General features: G+C 74.3%; 13 protein-coding genes. 3 read left to right on the plus strand and 10 right to left on the minus strand.

Annotated elements, in window-relative coordinates:
- Positions 1-26 precede the first annotated feature (26 nt).
- On the minus strand, positions 27-1,523 hold the full coding sequence (locus tag ABZX40_RS28960; RefSeq protein WP_355749611.1) for an acyl-CoA synthetase: 1,497 nt from the start codon (positions 1,521-1,523) through the stop codon (positions 27-29).
- A gap of 112 nt (positions 1,524-1,635) precedes the next feature.
- Here ABZX40_RS28960 and ABZX40_RS28965 point away from each other — a divergent pair, with 112 nt between their 5' ends.
- Entirely contained in the window at positions 1,636-4,047 is a 2,412-nt protein-coding gene (locus ABZX40_RS28965; protein WP_355749614.1) for a penicillin acylase family protein, read from the plus strand.
- A gap of 28 nt (positions 4,048-4,075) precedes the next feature.
- On the opposite strand, the gene ABZX40_RS28970 is transcribed toward ABZX40_RS28965, so the two are convergent.
- Together ABZX40_RS28970 and ABZX40_RS28975 are read right to left on the minus strand one after the other, a co-directional pair.
- Entirely contained in the window at positions 4,076-4,288 is a 213-nt protein-coding gene (locus ABZX40_RS28970; RefSeq protein ID WP_355749617.1) for a hypothetical protein, read from the minus strand.
- 167 nt (positions 4,289-4,455) lie between these two features.
- A complete protein-coding gene (locus ABZX40_RS28975; protein ID WP_355749620.1) occupies positions 4,456-6,759 on the minus strand; it encodes a serine/threonine-protein kinase in 2,304 nt (767 codons plus the stop codon).
- A 510-nt stretch (positions 6,760-7,269) separates the two neighbouring features.
- Here ABZX40_RS28975 and ABZX40_RS28980 point away from each other — a divergent pair.
- Positions 7,270-7,635, plus strand: coding sequence for a DUF6479 family protein (locus tag ABZX40_RS28980; protein WP_355749623.1), 366 nt, complete (start codon positions 7,270-7,272; stop codon positions 7,633-7,635).
- A gap of 58 nt (positions 7,636-7,693) precedes the next feature.
- On the opposite strand, the gene ABZX40_RS28985 is transcribed toward ABZX40_RS28980, so the two are convergent.
- The 3 genes from ABZX40_RS28985 to ABZX40_RS28995 are packed head-to-tail and all read right to left on the minus strand — an operon-like array spanning position 7,694 to position 11,514.
- The gene (locus ABZX40_RS28985; protein WP_355749625.1) at positions 7,694-8,593 is read right to left on the minus strand and encodes an NAD(P)-dependent oxidoreductase; all 900 of its coding nucleotides are present in this window, start codon (positions 8,591-8,593) and stop codon (positions 7,694-7,696) included.
- A gap of 44 nt (positions 8,594-8,637) precedes the next feature.
- Complete coding sequence (locus ABZX40_RS28990; RefSeq protein ID WP_355749628.1) at positions 8,638-11,013, minus strand: glycosyl hydrolase family 65 protein; 2,376 nt, start codon at positions 11,011-11,013, stop codon at positions 8,638-8,640.
- Between the two features lie 36 nt (positions 11,014-11,049).
- Complete coding sequence (locus ABZX40_RS28995) at positions 11,050-11,514, minus strand: RpiB/LacA/LacB family sugar-phosphate isomerase (RefSeq protein ID WP_355749631.1); 465 nt, start codon at positions 11,512-11,514, stop codon at positions 11,050-11,052.
- A 368-nt stretch (positions 11,515-11,882) separates the two neighbouring features.
- Between ABZX40_RS28995 and ABZX40_RS29000 the strand changes: the two genes are divergently transcribed.
- The gene (locus tag ABZX40_RS29000; RefSeq protein WP_355749634.1) at positions 11,883-12,722 is read left to right on the plus strand and encodes a hypothetical protein; all 840 of its coding nucleotides are present in this window, start codon (positions 11,883-11,885) and stop codon (positions 12,720-12,722) included.
- A gap of 13 nt (positions 12,723-12,735) precedes the next feature.
- Here the strand turns inward: ABZX40_RS29000 and ssuE are convergent, their stop codons facing one another.
- Genes ssuE through ABZX40_RS29020 form a run of 4 tightly spaced genes read right to left on the minus strand, consistent with a single transcriptional unit; the run spans position 12,736 to position 16,545 of the window.
- Positions 12,736-13,299 (minus strand): NADPH-dependent FMN reductase, encoded by a 564-nt coding sequence (gene ssuE / locus ABZX40_RS29005; protein ID WP_355749637.1) that lies wholly within the window; start codon positions 13,297-13,299, stop codon positions 12,736-12,738.
- Positions 13,300-13,353: 54 nt separating this feature from the next.
- Positions 13,354-14,136 carry an alpha/beta hydrolase gene (locus ABZX40_RS29010; RefSeq protein WP_355749640.1) on the minus strand — a complete coding sequence of 261 codons (783 nt, stop codon included), beginning with the start codon at positions 14,134-14,136 and terminating at the stop codon, positions 13,354-13,356.
- A 7-nt stretch (positions 14,137-14,143) separates the two neighbouring features.
- The gene (locus tag ABZX40_RS29015; RefSeq protein WP_355749643.1) at positions 14,144-15,196 is read right to left on the minus strand and encodes an LLM class flavin-dependent oxidoreductase; all 1,053 of its coding nucleotides are present in this window, start codon (positions 15,194-15,196) and stop codon (positions 14,144-14,146) included.
- Positions 15,196-16,545, minus strand: a complete 1,350-nt coding sequence (locus ABZX40_RS29020; protein WP_355749646.1) for an LLM class flavin-dependent oxidoreductase — start codon at positions 16,543-16,545, stop codon at positions 15,196-15,198. Before ABZX40_RS29020 ends, ABZX40_RS29015 begins: the two co-directional genes overlap by 1 nt.
- Positions 16,546-16,575: the final 30 nt, after the last annotated feature.

Below are 16,575 nucleotides of genomic sequence, written 5' to 3' on the forward strand. Positions count from 1 at the left end.
CCGGTGCGCCCAGGGCCGCCGACGGCTCACCCGGTGAACCGGTCCCGCAGCTCGCGCTTGAGGATCTTCCCACTGGCGTTGCGGGGCAGCACGTCCACGAAGAAGACCCGCTTGGGGGCCTTGAAGTGGGGCAGCCGGTCACGGGCATGGGCGATGAGATCGGCCTCGGACACCTCGGAGCGGGCGACGACCACCGCAGTGATCGCCTCGATCCAGCGGTCGTCGGGCAGTCCGATCACGGCGGCCTCGGCGACCGCCTCATGGGTGTAGAGGGCGTCCTCGACCTGCCGGGAGGCGACCACCACCCCACCGGAGTTGATGACGTCCTTGACCCGGTCGACGATGGTGAGATAGCCGTCGGTGTCCCGCACGGCCAGATCGCCGGAGTGGAACCAGCCGTCCCGGAACGCCTCCGCGCTCTCCTCGGGCTTGTCCCAGTAGCCCTCGCACAGCTGCGGCGAGCGGTAGACGATCTCGCCGGGGGTGCCGCCGGGCACGTCCTTGCCGTTCTCGTCCACGACCCGGGCGTCCACGAAGAGGACGGGGCGTCCGCAGGAGTCCATCCGGCCCTCGTGCTCGTCGGGGCCGAGGACGGTGGCGAGGGGGCCGATCTCGCTCTGGCCGAAGCAGTTGTAGAAGGCGAGGTCGGGGAGCCGGGCGCGGAGCCGTTCGAGGACCGGCACCGGCATGATCGAGGCCCCGTAGTACGCCTTGCGCAGGCCCGTGAGGTCGCGGGTGGCGAAGTCGGGCCGCTGGGAGAGGGCTATCCAGACGGTCGGCGGGGCGAACAGGCTGTCCGCGCGGCCCTGCTCGACCAGGTCGAAGATCCGGTCGCCGTCGGGTGCGTCGAGCAGGACGCTGGTGGCGCCGACCGCGAGATAGGGCAGCAGGAAGACATGCAGCTGGGCCGAGTGGTAGAGCGGCAGGGCGTGCACGGGCCGGTCCCCGGCGCTCAGGTCCAGCGCGGTGATGGCGCTGAGGTACTCGTGGACCAGCGCGCGGTGGGTCATCATCGCGCCCTTGGGCCGGGCGGTGGTGCCGGAGGTGTAGAGCAGCTGGACCAGGTCCTCGGAGCGGGCCTCGGGCCCGTCGTGGGGTTCGGCGCCGGGGAGGCGGGCGAGCAGGGAGTCCTCGGCGCCCCGCAGGGGCAGGGTTCGTACCCCTTCGGGCAGGCGGTCGGCGAGGTCCGGGTCGGTGAGGACGAGGGAGGCACCAGACTGGCGCACCGGATAGGCGAGATCGTCACCGGTGAGGTTCTGGTTGACCGGGACATGGACCAGGCCCGCGCGGGCGCAGGCGAGGAAGGCGATGAGATAGGCGTCGGAGTTGTGGCCGAAGGCGGCGACCCGGTCCCCGGGGGCGGTCCCCTGGGCGCGGAGCACGCTCGCCGCGCGGGACACGGCGTCGTCCAGGTCCGCGTAGGTCCAGGTGCGGTCGCGGTACTCGACGGCGACGCGGGCGGGGGTGCGGCGGGCGCTGCGGCGCAGCACTCCGTCAACCGTGCTGTGGTGTCCGGGCGTCATGACAGATGATCCTCTGCCGCCGGGCCGGACCAGGTCAAGGGACCTGGCCGGGCCGGCATACCGAACGGTACGCTCCACCGCTCCTTCCCCCCCAACGATGTCGGGAGGCTCGATGCGCATCCGTCCGAGACGGCTCACCGTCCTGGCCGCCGCCCTGCTCACCGCCCTACCGGTCCTGCCCGCCGTGGCAGCACCGGAGCCGGGCGGTGGGGAGCAGCACCCCTGGGGCGGCGGCCTGTCCGCCGTCGTCCGCTACACCGAGTACGGCATTCCGCACATCGTCGGGAGCGACTACGCCTCGCTCGGCTTCGGTACCGGCTGGGCGCAGGCCACCGATCAGGTGTGCACGCTGGCCGAGGGTTTCACCACCGTCCGGGGGGAGCGCTCCCAGTACTTCGGCGCCGACGCGCCCTCGGATCCGGCGCTGTCCTCGGCGGGCCGCAATCTCTCCAGCGATCTGTACTTCCGCGGGGTGCGCGAGGCGGGGACGGTGGAGCGGCTGCTCGCCACCCCGGCCCCGGCCGGGCCGAGCCGGGAGGTGAAGGAGCTGATCCGGGGGTTCGCGGCCGGGTACAACGCCTGGCTGCGGCAGAACCGCGTCTCGGACCCGGCGTGCCGGGACGCCGCCTGGGTCCGCCCGGTCAGCACCCTGGACGTGGCGGCGCGCAGTTACGCGCTCGCGGTGCTCGGCGGTCAGGGCCGCGCGGTGGACGGCATCACGGCGGCGCGACCGCCGAGTTCCGGGAGCGGGGCGGCCACCCCGGACGGGACGGCCGTGGCGCGCGGCGCGCGGGAGCTGTTCGCCGCCGAGAGCGCCTCGATGGGCTCCAACGCGGTCGCGTTCGGCGGCGGCACCACGGCCGACGGGCGGGGGCTGCTGCTGGGCAATCCGCACTACCCGTGGGAGGGCGGGCGCCGCTTCTGGCAGATGCAGCAGACCATCCCGGGGCGGCTGAACGTCTCCGGGGGCGCCCTCCTCGGCACCCCCGTGGTCGGTATCGGGCACAACGAGCGGGTGGCGTGGAGCCACACCGTCGCCACCGGCATCACCATGAACCTCCATCAGCTGACCCTGGATCCGGCCGACCCGACGGTCTATCTGGTCGACGGGCGGCCCGAGCGGATGACGAGGCGGCAGGTCACGGTGGCCGTCCAGGACGGCGCCCCGGTCACCCGCGACCAGTGGTGGACCCGCTACGGCCCGGTGCTCTCCTCCCTCGGCCCCGGCATACCGCTGCCGTGGACCACGACCACCGCGTACGCGGTCAACGACCCCAACGCGGTCAATCTGCGGCTCGCCGACACCGCGCTCGGTCTCGCCCGCGCCCGGAGCACGGACGGTGTCCTCGACGCCCTGCACCGCACCCAGGGCCTGCCCTGGCTGAACACGGTCGCCGCCGACTCCCGGGGCGGCACGCTCTTCACGCAGGCGCAGGTCCTGCCCCGGATCACCGACGACCTGGCCCGCACCTGCTCCACCCCGCTGGGCCGGGTCACCTACCCGGCGTCCGGGCTGGCCGTCCTGGACGGCTCGCGCGGCGACTGCGCGCTGGGCCGGGACCCGGACGCCGTCCAGCCCGGTGTGTTCGGTCCGGCGAAGCTGCCCACGCTGCGGGACGCCCCGTACGCGGAGAACTCCAACGACAGTGCCTGGCTGGCCAACGCCGACCGGCCGCTGACCGGGTACGAGCGGGTCTTCGGCGACATCGGCACGGCCCGCAGCCTGCGCACCCGCGGTGCGATCGAGGAGGTGTCGGCGCTGACGGAACGGGGCGGTCTGACCGTACGGGACCTCCAGGCGCTCCAGTTCGCCAACCGGGTGCCCGCCGGGGATCTCGCGGCGGACGACGCGGCGCGGGCCTGCGCGGCGCTGCCGGGCGGTACGGCGACCGGTGGCGACGGTCGGCCGGTCGCGGTGGGCGAGGCGTGCGAGGTGCTGGCGGGCTGGGACCGCACGCTGGACACGGACAGCCGGGGCGCGCTGTTCTTCGACCGGTTCTGGCGGAAGCTGACGGCGGCCGTCCCGGCGGACCGGCGGTGGAAGGTGCCGTTCGACCCGGCCGACCCGGTGAACACCCCGCGCACCCTGGACACCTCGGCGCCGGGTTTCGCGACGGCGCTGGCGGACACGGTCGCCGAGCTGCGGGCGGCGGGCATCGCGCTGGACGCCCGGCTCGGGGACCACCAGGTCGTGGTGCGCGGCGGGCAGCGGATCGCGGTGCCGGGCGGGACCGAGGGACTCGGGGTGTGGAACAAGATCGAGCCGGTGTGGGACCCGGCGGGCGGCTCCACCGAGGTCACCACCGGGTCCAGCTATCTCCAGGCGGTGGGCTGGAACGGCGGCCCCTGCCCGGTGGCGCGCACGCTGCTGACCTACTCCCAGTCCTCGAACCCGGCCTCGCCGCACCACGCCGACCAGACCCGGCTGTTCGGCGCGGAGCGCTGGGTGACGTCCCGGTTCTGCGAGCGGGACATCCTGAACTCGCCGGAGCTGCGGGTGGTCACGGTGCGGGAGCGCCGCTGACGCCTTGCTCGGGGGACGCGGGCGCGGCTCACAGGGGCCGCGCCCGCCCCTGCCGGTAGGGCGCGCGCAGCCGCCGTTCGCAGAGCCTGCCGTCGGGGTCGCGGGGCATCTCGGCGATGGAGTCGACGCTGCGGGGCCGTATGTACCCGGCGAGGCGCTCGGCGCGGTGGGCGAGGAGGACGGACTCGATGTCGGCGGCGCGGCGGTCGATGGCGGCCCGACCCCCTCGGTCCTCCGACACCTCGGATCCGGAAGTACGGGCCCCGGACGCGCCACGGCACCGTCCTGAGGCCCACCGGCACCGCCCGGAGGCCCACCCGCACCGTCCGGAAGCCCACCGTCCCGGCGCCTGGGCCCACGGGGGTTCAGCGGCCCCCCTCGGGCTCCCCCGGCGCGCAGGGGGGCGGCCTATCGGTAGAGGTGGCCGGTCTCGGTGGCGCGGCCGAGTTGTTGCAGGCAGTGGGTCTCGTCCTGGCGGGCGGCGAGGGTGTCGGGGTGTGCGGCGCCCAAGGCGCGTTCCCGGGCCTCGGCGACCCGGCGGTACTCGGTGAGGGCGTCGGCCCAGCGGCCGAGCCAGCCCAGGCCGACGGCGACCTCGCGACGGCTGACCAGGGTGTCCGGGTGGTCGGGGCCGAGCGTCCGCGCCCGGATCGCGCAGACGTCCCGGGACTCGGTCAGGGCCTCCTCCCAGCGGCCCAGCCGCCCGAGGTTGACCCCGAGGCCGTGGCGGGCGCGGAGGGTCTCGGGGTGGGTGGGGCCGTGGACGCGGGTGCGGTCGGCGATCAGGTCGCGGTAGAGGGTGAGGGCGTCGGCGCTGCGGCCGAGCCGGCCCAGGCTGATGCCGATCTCGTAGCGGGCGGCGAGGGTGTCGGGGTGGTCGGGGCCGAGGGCGCGCGCCCGTGCCTCGGCGACCTCCCGGTAGGTGAGGAGCGCCTCCGCCCACTGCCCCAACTGGCCGAGCGCGTAGCCGACTTCGTACCGGGTGACCAGGGTGTCCGGGTGGTGCGGGCCGAGTACCCGGGCGCGGGCGTCGGCGACCTCGCGGGCGGTGCGGTACGAGTCGTCCAGGCGGCCGAGCCGGGACAGGTTGAAGGCGAGGTTGTGGCGGCAGCGCAGGGTGTCGGGGTGGTCGGGGCCCTGGATGCGTTCGCGGGTGGCGAGCACGGCCGTGTAGACCTCGTGGGCGTCGTCGGGCCGCCCCGACTGGCCCAGGACGTAGGCCATTTCCTGGCGGGCGGCGAGGGTGTCGGGGTGGTCGGGGCCGAGCGCGCGGTGACGGGCCTCGGCGACCAGGGTGTACTCGGCGAGCGCCTCGTCGGCGCGGCCGGTGCGGCTGAGGGTGAAGGCGATCTCGTAGCGGCTGGCGAGGGTGTCGGGGTGTCCGGCGCCGAGCAGCCGCTCCCGGTCGGCGGCCACCGCGCGGTGCACCTCACCGGCCTCGGCCCAGCGGCCGAGCCGCCCGAGGCTGAGCCCGGCGTTGTGCCGTCCGGCGAGTTCGGCGAGCACCTCGGGGGACGGGGTGGGGGCGGCGGGGCGTCCGGTGCCGGGGCGGGGGATCCAGGCGGCGGTGAGGGCGGCCCAGTTCTCGGGCGGCGGGACGGGGCGGGTGGTGGCGCCGGTGGCGCGGTGACCGGTCGTCATCCCCCGGGTCCAGTCGGGCAGCGGACCGGCCTCGTCCAGGTCGCCACCGGGACCGGACTCGGGCTCGGGCCAGACGACGGCCGCGCTCCCCGGCACACCCGCCGCTCCCGGGACTCCGTGGACTCCCGGCGAGTCGGCGGTGGGTCCGCCGCCCGGCGGTTCGCTCCGGGGCTCGGACGGCGGGCGGACGGCGGCCCCCAGGGTCGGCACATACGGGGGTGTGGCGCGGGCGGCGCTGATCCGGCGGCTCAGTTCATGGGCATCGCGAGGGCGGGCGTCGGGCTCCTTGGCGAGGAGGTCGAGGATGATCTCGTCGAGGTAGACGGGGAGTTCGGCGCGGTGGGCGCGGGGCGGGGTGGGCTCGGTGTCGCGGTGGCCGACCAGGATCGCCCAGGGGTCCTCCAGATCGAACGGCGGTGCCCCGGTGGCGATCTCGTAGAGCACACAGCCCAGGGAGTAGAGGTCGCTGCGCTGGTCGACCTCGCTGCCGCCGATCTGTTCGGGGGACATGTAGAGGGGGGTGCCCATGGCGACGCCGGTGCTGGTGAGGCGGGAGGTGAAGCCGATGTCATGGCCGAGGCGGGCGATGCCGAAGTCGCAGATCTTCACCGTGCCGTCGGAGAGCCGGACGATGTTCGCGGGTTTCAGATCCCGGTGCACGACACCCTGCTGATGGGTGTAGGCGAGGGCGGCGGAGACCTGTTCGGCTATCTCCACGACATCGTCCACGGCCAGCGGGTGCTGCCGGTTGTCGTCCAGCAACTGGCTGAGGTTGCGGCCCTCCAGGAGTTCCATGACGAGGAACAGCACCCCCTCGGACTCGCCGAAGTCATGGACGACGGTGATGCCGCGGTGCTGGAGCGCGGCGGCGACCCGGGCCTCCCGGCGGAAGCGTTCCCGCAGCACCCGGGTGAAGTCGGCGTCGTGCTGCGGCCCCATCGGCTTCAGGCACTTCACGGCGACCTGCCGCCCCAGCGACTCGTCGCGCGCCCGCCACACCTCGCCCATGCCGCCGCGCCCGATCAGGTCGAGCAGCCGGTACCGGCCCTGGATCAGCCTGGTCTCCGCCATCGCCCGCAGTCGCCCCCGTCACCGTTGCCGCGCCCTCCCCTGGCCCGTCCAGTATGCGACCGCCCGCCCGGCGCTGAACGCGGCCGGACATCCGTCACCGGACTCCGGACCCCACCCCATGTGATCGGGAGCGGGGCCAGCGTATCCGCGAGCGGAGGGTCCGCGACACGCGCGGGGCCGCCCGGACGGGGTCGAACGCGGCGTTCCGCCAAGGGGATCGGGGCGTCCGGGACATCTGCGGCGAACTCAGGCGCTGTCGTCCCGAGGGGCGAGGCCGGGCGGGGTCAGCGGCGCACCTGCGGCACGCCCAGCCCGATGCACGCGATGATCTCGGGCCAGGAGCATGGTGATGCCCCGGTGCGGTGGGCGTCCGCCTGCGCGGCGGGCTCGGCGTGCCGGGCCGGGGGGCACCAGGGAGCCGTTGCGACGGGGGAACGGAAAGTGGTGTATTTAGTGAGAAAAACCGCATTTCGACTGGTCGCGCCACCCTTTTGGGGGTATCCATGAGGTATGAGCAGCGCACCGATGTATCTGGCAGCGCCCAGCGGACTGCTCAGCCTCGTCCTTTTCGTGGTCGCGGTGGCAGTCCTCGCCGTTCTGGCGGGCAGCTTCTGGCTGGGCAATCGGATCAAGGACCGTGAGCCCCCGACGCCACGGCCCGAGGAGCAGCCCCGGGCGCCCGAGACCGGGCCGGTCCACGAGGTGCTGGAGAACCGTGAGCCGGACGAGGTGCCCAAGGTTCCCAAGGGCGGTCGCGCCCTCACCCCCTACGAGCTGAGCAATATGCAGACCAAGCCGGGGACCGGCAAGGACCGGCCGCGCTGGAGCAAGGGCAGCAGCGGATCCTTCGGCGGGGGCGGCCTCGGCGCCCACTGAGGCGCTCCGCCTGAGGAGCTCCGCCTCAGGCGCTCCGCACCCTCGCTGGGCCCGCGGCTCACGCCCTCCGCCCCGGCCCGTCCCCCTCGAACCCCGCGTAGTACACCGCCGCCATGTCCTCCCCGCCGTGCCCCTGGGCCTCCGCGCGGGCGAAGCGGGCGGCGCTCGCGGCGACCAGGTCCAGGCGGACGCCGTGCCGCTCCCCCGCCTCCACGATCAGCCGGGCGTCCTTCGCGGCGGTGGTGACCGCGAACTCGGGCGGGGTGAGCCGCCCCTCCCGCAGCAGCGCGGCCTTGGCGCGCAGCAGCGGCGTGTCCAGGGGCCCGCCCGCGATGCCGTCGAAGAAGCTCTGCGGGTCGACGCCGAGGGCCTCGCTCAGGGCGAGGATCTCGCCGGTGGCGTTGGTGGCGGTGACCAGCCAGCTGTTGGCGACCAGCTTCAGCCGGGTCGCGCCCCCCGCGGCGGCGTCCTCGCCGGTCCACACGGTCCGCGCGCCGATGGCGTCGAAGACCGGGGTGATCCGCTCACGTCCCTCGGTGGGCCCGGCGGCGAGCACGGTCAGTTTCCCGGCCTCGGCGGGCTCCCGGGTGCCGAGCACGGGCGCGTCGTAGAAGAGGACGCCGTGCTCGGCGGCGGTCCTGGCCAGCGCGGCGACGTCCTCCAGGCTCGCGGTGGTGGTCTGGGCCCAGACCGTGCCGGTGCGCAGGGCGGGCACGGCCCGGCCGATGACCTCCCGGACGGTGCCGCCGTCGTAGAGCATGGTGACGACGGCGTCGGCGTCGCGGACCGCGTCCGCGGGGGTGTCGGCGACGGTCACCCCGTCGGCGGCCAGGGGCTCCGCCTTGGCGCGGCTGCGGTTCCAGGCGGTGACGGTGTGCCCGGCGCGGGCCAGGTCACGGGCCATCGCGGCGCCCATGATGCCGGTGCCCAGGACGGAGACGGTGAGCGGGTCGTTCATGGCGGCGGGTTTCCTGACTGTGGGGGTGCGTGGGGGGCTGCGGGTCAGTCCTCCGGCGGCAGCAGCAGCCGTGCGCTCTCCCCGGGCCCCAGCGTGAAGGCCCGGTCCGGGAGGCGTACGTCGATGGGGGCCGCCTCGGTGTGGTTGGGCACGGTGATCTCCAGGTTGCCCTGGCGCAGCCGGAAGCGGACGCCCCAGTGGGCCTGGTAGCGCACGGAGAAGCCGTAGGTGGACAGTTCGGGCAGCGGGACCGGGTCCAGCCACAGGGCGCCGTCGCGGGTCTCCAGGCCGGTCAGTCCGCGCTGGACCAGGTCGAGGGTGCCGGCCATGGCACCGAGGTGGATGCCCTCGCCGGTGGTGCCGCCCTGGATGTCGGCGATGTCGCCGCGCAGTGCCTCCTGCACGAACTCCCATGCCTCGGCACGGCGGCAGCGGGCCAGGACCCAGCCGTGGACGAGGCCGCTGAGGGTGGAGCCATGGCTGGTGCGGTGCAGGTAGTAGTCGACGGTGCGGCGCCAGGTCTCCTCGTCCAGGGGCATGCCGAGACGGTGGAAGAGGGCGTGCAGTTCGGCCGGGGAGAAGAGATAGCCGAGCATCAGGACATCGGCCTGCTTGGACGCCTGGTAGCGGTTGACGGTGTCGCCCTCGGCCTCCAGGATCCGGTCGAGGCGGCGGATGTCGCCGTAGCGCTCGCGGTAGCGCTGCCAGTCGAGTTCGGCGAGGTCGCCGTAGCCGTCGAACTGGCTGATCACCCCCCGGTGGAAGGGGACGTGGAGCTTGCGGGAGACCTCGTCCCACCGGTCGAGTTCGCCGTCGTCCAGGCCGGTGCGCTCGGCGAGTTCGCGGCGGCGGGGCAGCGGCAGGGCGGTGAGCAGTTCCTGGGTGCGGGCCAGCACCCAGGCGGCGGTGACGTTGGTGTACGCGTTGTCGACGAGGCCGGGTTCCTCGGCGTCCGGGTAGGCGTCGTGGTACTCGTCGGGGCCGACCACACCGGAGATGCGGTAGCGGCCGAGCCGCGGGTCGTAGACGGCGGCGTCGGCCCAGAAGCGGGCGATCTGGAGCAGGGTCTCGGCGCCCTTGGTGTGCAGGAACTCGGTGTCGCCGCTGGCCTCGCAGTACTGCCAGACGTTGTAGGCGATGGCGGAGCCCACATGGTGCTGGAGCCGGGAGTGGTCGGGCAGCCAGCGGCCGGAGTTGGGGTTGAGATGCAGCTGCTGGGTCTCCTCGCGGCCGTCGCTGCCGCTCTGCCACGGGTACATGGCACCCTCGCGGCCCGCGTCCCGGGCGGCGATCCTGGCCTGTTCGAGACGGCGGTGGCGGTAGAGCAGCAGGGCCCGGGAGACCTCGGGGAAGTGCAGATTGAGGAAGGGCAGCACGAACAGCTCGTCCCAGAACACATGCCCCCGGTACGCCTCGCCATGCAGCCCCCGGGCGGGCACGCCGACATCGATGTCAGCGGTGTGCGGGGAGAGGGTCTGGAGGACGTGGAAGAGGTGCAGCCGCAGGATCCGGCCCGCCTCGCCGGGGACATCGAGGTCGGCGCGGCGCCACAACTGCGCCCAGGCGGTGCGGTGGGAGGCGAGCAGCCCGTCGAAGCCGGGCGACCGGTCGACCCGGGCCAGCGCCGCGTACACGGGGTCGCTGATCGCGGGGTCCCGGGAGGTGTGCAGGGCGACGGTCTTGTCGACGGTGGCGACGGCACCGGGCACCAGCCGCAGGGTGAGCCGCTGCACGGCCCGGGGCGGGGTGTGCCGTACGGCGATGTCGGTGGCGGCGGTGATCCGGCTCGCCATGCCGATGCGGATGTCGGAGGTGCGGGTGCGGCAGCGCAGCCAGACGGTGTCCGGGGAGTGGGTGCCGGTGTGGGCGTGGGTGAGATGGCGGCCGTCGAGATCGCGGTAGCGGGCGACCCCGGAGTTGCGCACCCCGCCGTCGAGGGCGGCCTCGACCTCCAGGTCCACCGGGGTGTCGGCGGTGAACTCGGTGCGCAGGGCGGCGAGATGGGGGTCGCCCATGTGGACCAGGCGGACCTGACGGACCGTCAGTTCACCGCCGCCGGGCAGGGCGTAGCGGGTGCGGCGCTCCAGGGTTCCGGCGTCGAGGTGGAGGGCCTGGTGGTGGTCGAGGACGGTGGTGGTGTCCGGGGTGAGCCAGCGGCGGCCCGCCGGGCGGAACCGCAGCGGGAGCCAGTTGGGGACGTTGACCATGTCCTCGTTGTCGACCTCGCGGCCCGCGACCTGGGAGGTGAGCCGGTTGTAGCAGCCGGCCACATAGGTGCCGGGGTGGTGGATGTCGTCGGCGGCGCACTCGGGGAAGGCGCCCCGGGTGGCGAAGCCGCCGTTGCCGAGCGTGCACAGGGACTCGCGCAGCCGCTGGTCGGCGGGGTCGTAGCCGTCGTACTCCCAGATCCAGCGGGTCACTCGGCGCTCCTGGCGGTCGGGGGGCTCGTAGCGGGGCTAGTGGCGGCGGTCGGTGACCGGGCGGGCCTCGATGTCCGCCAGATGGGCGAGGTTGGCGCGGTCCTCGGGGTCGGTGCTGGGCTCGGCGGCGAACCAGGCGTCCAGGATCTCCCCGAGCAGGGGTTCGGAGGTCAGGCGCAGGCTCAGGGCGAGCACATTGGCGTCGTTCCAGCGGCGGGCGCCGTCCGCGGTGGCGGCGTCGGCGCACAGCGCGGCGCGTATGCCGGGCACCTTGTTGGCGGCGATGGAGGCGCCGGTGCCGGTCCAGCAGCACACCACGGCCTGGTCGGCGGTCCCGGCGGCGACCTCACGGGCGGCGGCCTCGGAGCACACGGCCCACTGGGGGTCGTCGCCGGGGCTGAGCGCCCCGTGGGCCGCCACCTCGTGCCCGCGCTCACGCAGCGCCGCCACCAGTCGGCGCGCGACGGGCTCGTCCATGTCCGACGAAACGGAGATCCTCATGCCCTGCTCCCCTCTCCCCCGGTCGTGGGACCGCGACGGTCGGCGACCTCAATTGTGGACATCGCCCCGGCCGGACCTCAACAGTGACACGGTCCGCTCCGGCGGGCCCCGCGCGGGGCCGGGCGCCGGAGTGCGCGGCCGGTGACCGCGCGGACGCCGTCGGCACCGGCCCCGCGCCGACTACGCCGAACGGGCTGCACCGGCCGCCGCGCGCCGGACGGGCCGGTGCCCGAACGGCTCCGCCGCGCCCGCTCCCGCCGGGCCGGGTGGGCGTGTCCACGGCATGCTGGAACCGGGAACCCCGTACCCGGGGCGGCGGTGCGGCGCGGTCCGCGCCGGATCCCGGACGGACGAAGGACTGACGCGCCATGGGCCCTGCCGCAGCCGCCCCGCGGGGCAGCCGGTTCGACGCCGTGCTCGACAGCCCGCTGCTGGGCATGGCGCCCTGGATCGTCTTCTCGGTCCTCGTCGGCCCCTCGCGGTTCGAGCTGTCGGTGGTGCTCGCCCTGGCGATCACCGCCGTCATCGTGATCGCGGGACGGCTCAGGCGTCCCGGCGGCTCCCTCAAGCTGCTGGAGCTGGCGGACGCCGCCTTCTTCGCCCTGATGGCCGTGGTCGGGGCGCTGGCCTCGCCCGCGACCCACCGGTGGCTGGAGACCTACGCGGGCGAGGTGTCGAACATCGCCCTTGTCGTCATCGCCCTCGGATCGATGGCGGTACGCGTTCCCTTCACGATCCAGTACGCGCGTGAGCGGGTCGACCGACGGCTCTGGGACACCCCCGCCTTTCTCCGCACCAACTACGTCATCACCGGGGTCTGGGGTCTGGCCTTCCTCGTCGCCGCCGTCGCCGGGGCCTACGGTGACCTCGTCCTGCACAACCCGGGCAACCTCTGGACCGGGTGGATCATCCAGATCCTGGCGATCCTCGCCGCCCTGCGGTTCACCGCCTGGTACCCCGAGGTCGTCCGCGCACGCGCCCGGCCCGGCGGGACCCCTCCGCCGCTGCGCGACCTCCTGGTGCCGCTGGGGAGCCTCGCGCTCCCCCTCGGCGTCGTCGTGCTCGCCCTCGACGGCGGCCCGGTGTGGTTCGCCGTCCTGCTGATCGCCGCGGGCCTGGTGCTGGGCGGCGCCCGGCGCAGAACGGCACGCGGCGCGGCGTCCCGGACCGGCGAACCCCCGCCGGGCGACGGGCCTCCGGGCGGGTGACCCCGGGCGCCGGTCACACCGCCGTGGTCGCCAACTCCCCCGCCACCCGGCCCCCCAGGGCCGCCGAGAACCGGTCGGTGACGCGGGCCAGGGCCTCGGCGGGGGCCGGGGCCAGGAGGGTGGTGCCGTCGGGGCCCGCGCTGATGTCCTTGTCGACGGTGAACCAGCCCGGCACGATGTGCGCCGCGCCCATCGAGGTGAGGACCGGGCGCAGCGCGTAGTCGATGGCCAGGACATGGGCGGTGCTGCCGCCGGTGGCGAGCGGCAGCACCGTCTTGCCGGTCAGGGCGTACTGGGGCAGGACGTCCAGGAGCGCCTTGAGGAGTCCGGAGTACGCGGCCTTGTAGACGGGGGTGCCGATGACGATGCCGTCGGCGCGTTCGAAACGGGCCGTCGCCTCGGTGATCGCGGGGTGCCGGAAGTCGGCGCCGAGCAGGGCCTCGGCGGGGAGGGTGCGGACGTCGAGGGTGGTCACCTCGTGGCCCTGGTGGCGCAGTCGCTCATCGAGGTGGCGAAGGAGGCGGGCGGTGCGGGAGGTGGCGGAGGGGCTGCCGGAGACGGACAGGACGGTGGCCATGGCGGGACCTTTCGGGGGCGGCGGGGAGGGGCGGGAGGGCTCGGGGGGCAGGGGTCACCAGGCGCTGGACTCCACCCTGATCAGCGGTGTCAGGTCGTTGCGCAGGGTCTCCAGGAAGGTGACGATCTCGGCGGCCACCGAGCGGTGCTGGAGGTCGTTGAGGACGTCGTGGTGGGCTCCCCGGACCACCGCCAGCCGGGCGCGTTCCAGGGACTTGGCGGTGTGGGTGAGCGTCTCGTGGTCGGTGAGCGGGTCGGCGTCACCGGCCAGCAGCAGTACGGGCACACCCGGCTCGGCCTGTCGGGCGGCGGTGCGGAGCGGCTCGGGCAGGGGGGTGGTGAGGGCGCCCCGGCGGACCCCGGTGTCCTCGGTGAGCGTGCCTCGGTGGGCGGGGCAGGAGGTGCGGATGTCCAGTTCTTGTTCCCAGGTGTCGGCGGCCGGTGACCGCTCTCCGGGCAGTCCGGCCAGGATCAGGGCGTCCGGGTGGGCGGTTCCGGGGCCGTCGCCCGAGACGGCGGCCACGGCGGCGGCTCCCGAGTCGGCGCCCAGCAGCACCAGCGGCCGGACCACCCCGTCCTCCCCCGCCGTGCCCGTCACGGCGTCGGCGATCCGGTGGGCGAAGTCGGCGGGGGCGAGGCCGGGTTCCGCCGCGTCGATCACCCGGACCCGGTAGGCGTCGGCGGCGAGGCGTCGGCCCAGCCGGGCGTAGGTGGCCCGGGTCTCGCCCCGGCCGGGCACCACGACGACGGTGCCTCGGACGCGGAGACCGGCGGGGGCGTGGTGGTCGGTGTACTCGGCCGGGGTGGGGGTGGCGGTGGGGGTGGCGTCGGTCGTCATGTCGGGCTCACTCTTCGGGTCGCTGGGGGGTGTGCTCGGTGGGGGTGTGCTCGGTGGAGGCGGCCGGTTTCCAGCCCAGGGCGGGGGCCACCTCGGTCGCGATGCGTTCCAGGGCGCGCAGCGCGGTGTCGTGGTCGAGGACGGCCGGGTTGAACTGGGTGATGAGGTCGGTCGCGACGGGCAGCACCCGCTCCTGGCGCAGCGCGGTGACGATCTCCTCGGGGTGGCCGTAGAAGCAGTGGAAGCGGCGCAGGGCCTCCTCCGGTCCCGGGCCGGGCGGGAAGGTGCCCTGGTCGGCCATGCGCAGCGCGGCCCGGTGGACGTCGTCGCGGATGTGGGCGAGGGCGGTGCGGCGGTCCTGGGCGGGGAAGACGAAGCGGGACAGTCCGACGCGGGGGCGGCGGGGGCGGTCCCAGGCGGCGAGGTAGGTGTCCGCCCAGGGGCGCTGGACCTCGTCGGTGGGGGCGTCGTGGCCGTAGGCGGCGCGGTTGAGGAGGAGGTGGGAGCCTGCCGCGGCGGCATGGGTGGCGCCGGTGGTGCTGAAGACGCCCTGCCAGATCCGGTCGGTGAGGTCGGGGGCGGGCGGGGGCTGGATGCGGAAGCCGGGGGCGCCGGTCTCCGCGCCGGACAGGGCGCGGCGGAGCACCTGGAGGTGGTCGCTGGTGAGTTGGCGCCGACGGTCGGGGTCCTTGCCGAAGGCCGTGTACTCCAGGGTGCCGGAGCCGCTGCCGACGCCGATCTCGACCCGGCCGCCGCTGAGCGTGTCGACGGTGGCGATGTCCTCGGCGAGCCGGATCGGGTTCTCCAGCGGGAGGACGGTGACGGCGGTGCCGAGCCGGATGCGGCGGGTGCGGGCGGCGGCGTGGGCGAGGAAGGTCCAGGGCGAGGAGAGTCCGCCGCCGCCCGGTGCCACATGGTGCTGGGCGACCCAGCCGATGTCGAAGCCGAGTTGGTCGGCGGCGACGAACAGATCCTGGGCGTCCCGGTAGGTGCGGGCGAAGTCCTGGTCGCGGCCCTGCACATGGGTGAGGAAGCCGAGCCGCAGACGGGGTGTCCCCATCAGGCCGTGACACCGTCGGGCGCGGGGCGCTCCCGGGTCCAGCGGTTGGCCGGTACCGGCAGGCCGAGGTTCCCTCGCAGGGTGTCGGCGGTGTACTCGGTGCGGAACAGCCCGCGCTTCTGGAGGATCGGGACGACGCCGTCCACGAACAGGTTCAGCTCGTCCTCGGTGCGGAAGGCGAGGTTGATGCCGTCGAGGGTGCCCGCCCGGAACCACTCCTCGATGGTGTCGGCGACCGTCTCCGGTGCCCCGACGAACGGCGAGGCGCGGAACTCCGAGACCAGTCCGGCGACCTGGCGCAGGGTCAGGTTCTCGGCGCGGGCGCGGGCGATCAGCTGGGTGGCGCCGGTGCGCCCGCCCTTCTCGGCGAGATGGGCGACATCGGGGAAGGGGGCGTCCAGGTCGTGCGTGCTGAAGTCGTAGGCGCCGAAGGAGCGGCCGAGCAGGGCGAGATTGCGGTCGAAGTCGTTGTCCTCCTCGAAGATCTCCCGCTCGCGGCGGCGGGCCGCCTCGTCGGTGGCGGCGACGACCGGGCCGCCGTGGATGAAGATCTTGATGTGGTCGGGGTCGCGGCCGTGGGCGGCGGTACGGGACTTGATGTCGGCGTAGTACTGCTGGGCCTGCTGGAGGCTGCCGCCGGGGGCGTAGATGCCCTCGGCGACCCGGGCGGCCAGATCGCGGCCCTCCTCGGAGACCCCGGCCTGGAAGATCACCGGCTGGCCCTGCGGGGAGCGGGAGAGGTTGAGGGGGCCCGCCACCCGGAAGTGCTCGCCCTCGTGGTCGAGGCGGTGCAGCTTGTCCGGGTCGAGGAAGAGATCGCGGGCCACGTCCGCCGGGAAGGCGTCGTCCTCGTAGGAGTCCCACAGGCCCCGGGCGACCTGGACGAACTCCAGGGCGCGGGCGTAGCGGGTGGAGTAGTCGAGGTGCTCGTCCAGGCCGAAGTTCTGGGCGGCGCCGGTGTCGAAGCTGGTCACCACGTTCCAGCCGGCCCGGCCGCCGCTGATGTGGTCCAGGGACGCGAAGCGGCGGGCCAGGTTGAAGGGTGAGTTGTAGGTGGAGCTGGCGGTGCCGACGAGGCCGATGTACCGGGTGTGGGTGGCGACGGCGGAGAGCAGGGTGAGCGGCTCCAGCCGGTTGAGGTAGTGGGCCGGGTAGGTGTGGTTGATGAACTGGCTGTCCACGATGAACAGGGCGTCGAACAGGGCGTGTTCGGCGGCCTGCGCCTGGCGGATGTAGTACTGGATGTCGATGCTGGCGTTCTTCGCGACGCGCGGGTCCTTCCACAGCCCGTGCTGGCCGGGACCGCCGACGCCGTAGGGGTGCAGCGCGAGATGGAGGGTGCGGGACATGGGTGGGTCCTTCCGGGGGTGGGGTGGGTC

Origin of the sequence: Streptomyces sp. NPDC004610 (assembly GCF_040609715.1) — a bacterium.
GTDB lineage: Bacteria > Actinomycetota > Actinomycetes > Streptomycetales > Streptomycetaceae > Streptomyces.

What these genes read in the sequence shown, in the direction of transcription:
- ABZX40_RS28960 (WP_355749611.1), bottom strand. Translation starts at nt 1,523, where the DNA reads ATGACGCCCGGACACCACAGCACGGTTGACGGAGTGCTGCGCCGCAGC.
- ABZX40_RS28965 (WP_355749614.1), top strand. Translation starts at nt 1,636, where the DNA reads ATGCGCATCCGTCCGAGACGGCTCACCGTCCTGGCCGCCGCCCTGCTC.
- ABZX40_RS28975 (WP_355749620.1), bottom strand. Translation starts at nt 6,759, where the DNA reads ATGGCGGAGACCAGGCTGATCCAGGGCCGGTACCGGCTGCTCGACCTG.
- ABZX40_RS28980 (WP_355749623.1), top strand. Translation starts at nt 7,270, where the DNA reads ATGAGCAGCGCACCGATGTATCTGGCAGCGCCCAGCGGACTGCTCAGC.
- ABZX40_RS28985 (WP_355749625.1), bottom strand. Translation starts at nt 8,593, where the DNA reads ATGAACGACCCGCTCACCGTCTCCGTCCTGGGCACCGGCATCATGGGC.
- ABZX40_RS28995 (WP_355749631.1), bottom strand. Translation starts at nt 11,514, where the DNA reads ATGAGGATCTCCGTTTCGTCGGACATGGACGAGCCCGTCGCGCGCCGA.
- ABZX40_RS29000 (WP_355749634.1), top strand. Translation starts at nt 11,883, where the DNA reads ATGGGCCCTGCCGCAGCCGCCCCGCGGGGCAGCCGGTTCGACGCCGTG.
- ssuE (WP_355749637.1), bottom strand. Translation starts at nt 13,299, where the DNA reads ATGGCCACCGTCCTGTCCGTCTCCGGCAGCCCCTCCGCCACCTCCCGC.
- ABZX40_RS29010 (WP_355749640.1), bottom strand. Translation starts at nt 14,136, where the DNA reads ATGACGACCGACGCCACCCCCACCGCCACCCCCACCCCGGCCGAGTAC.
- ABZX40_RS29015 (WP_355749643.1), bottom strand. Translation starts at nt 15,196, where the DNA reads ATGGGGACACCCCGTCTGCGGCTCGGCTTCCTCACCCATGTGCAGGGC.
- ABZX40_RS29020 (WP_355749646.1), bottom strand. Translation starts at nt 16,545, where the DNA reads ATGTCCCGCACCCTCCATCTCGCGCTGCACCCCTACGGCGTCGGCGGT.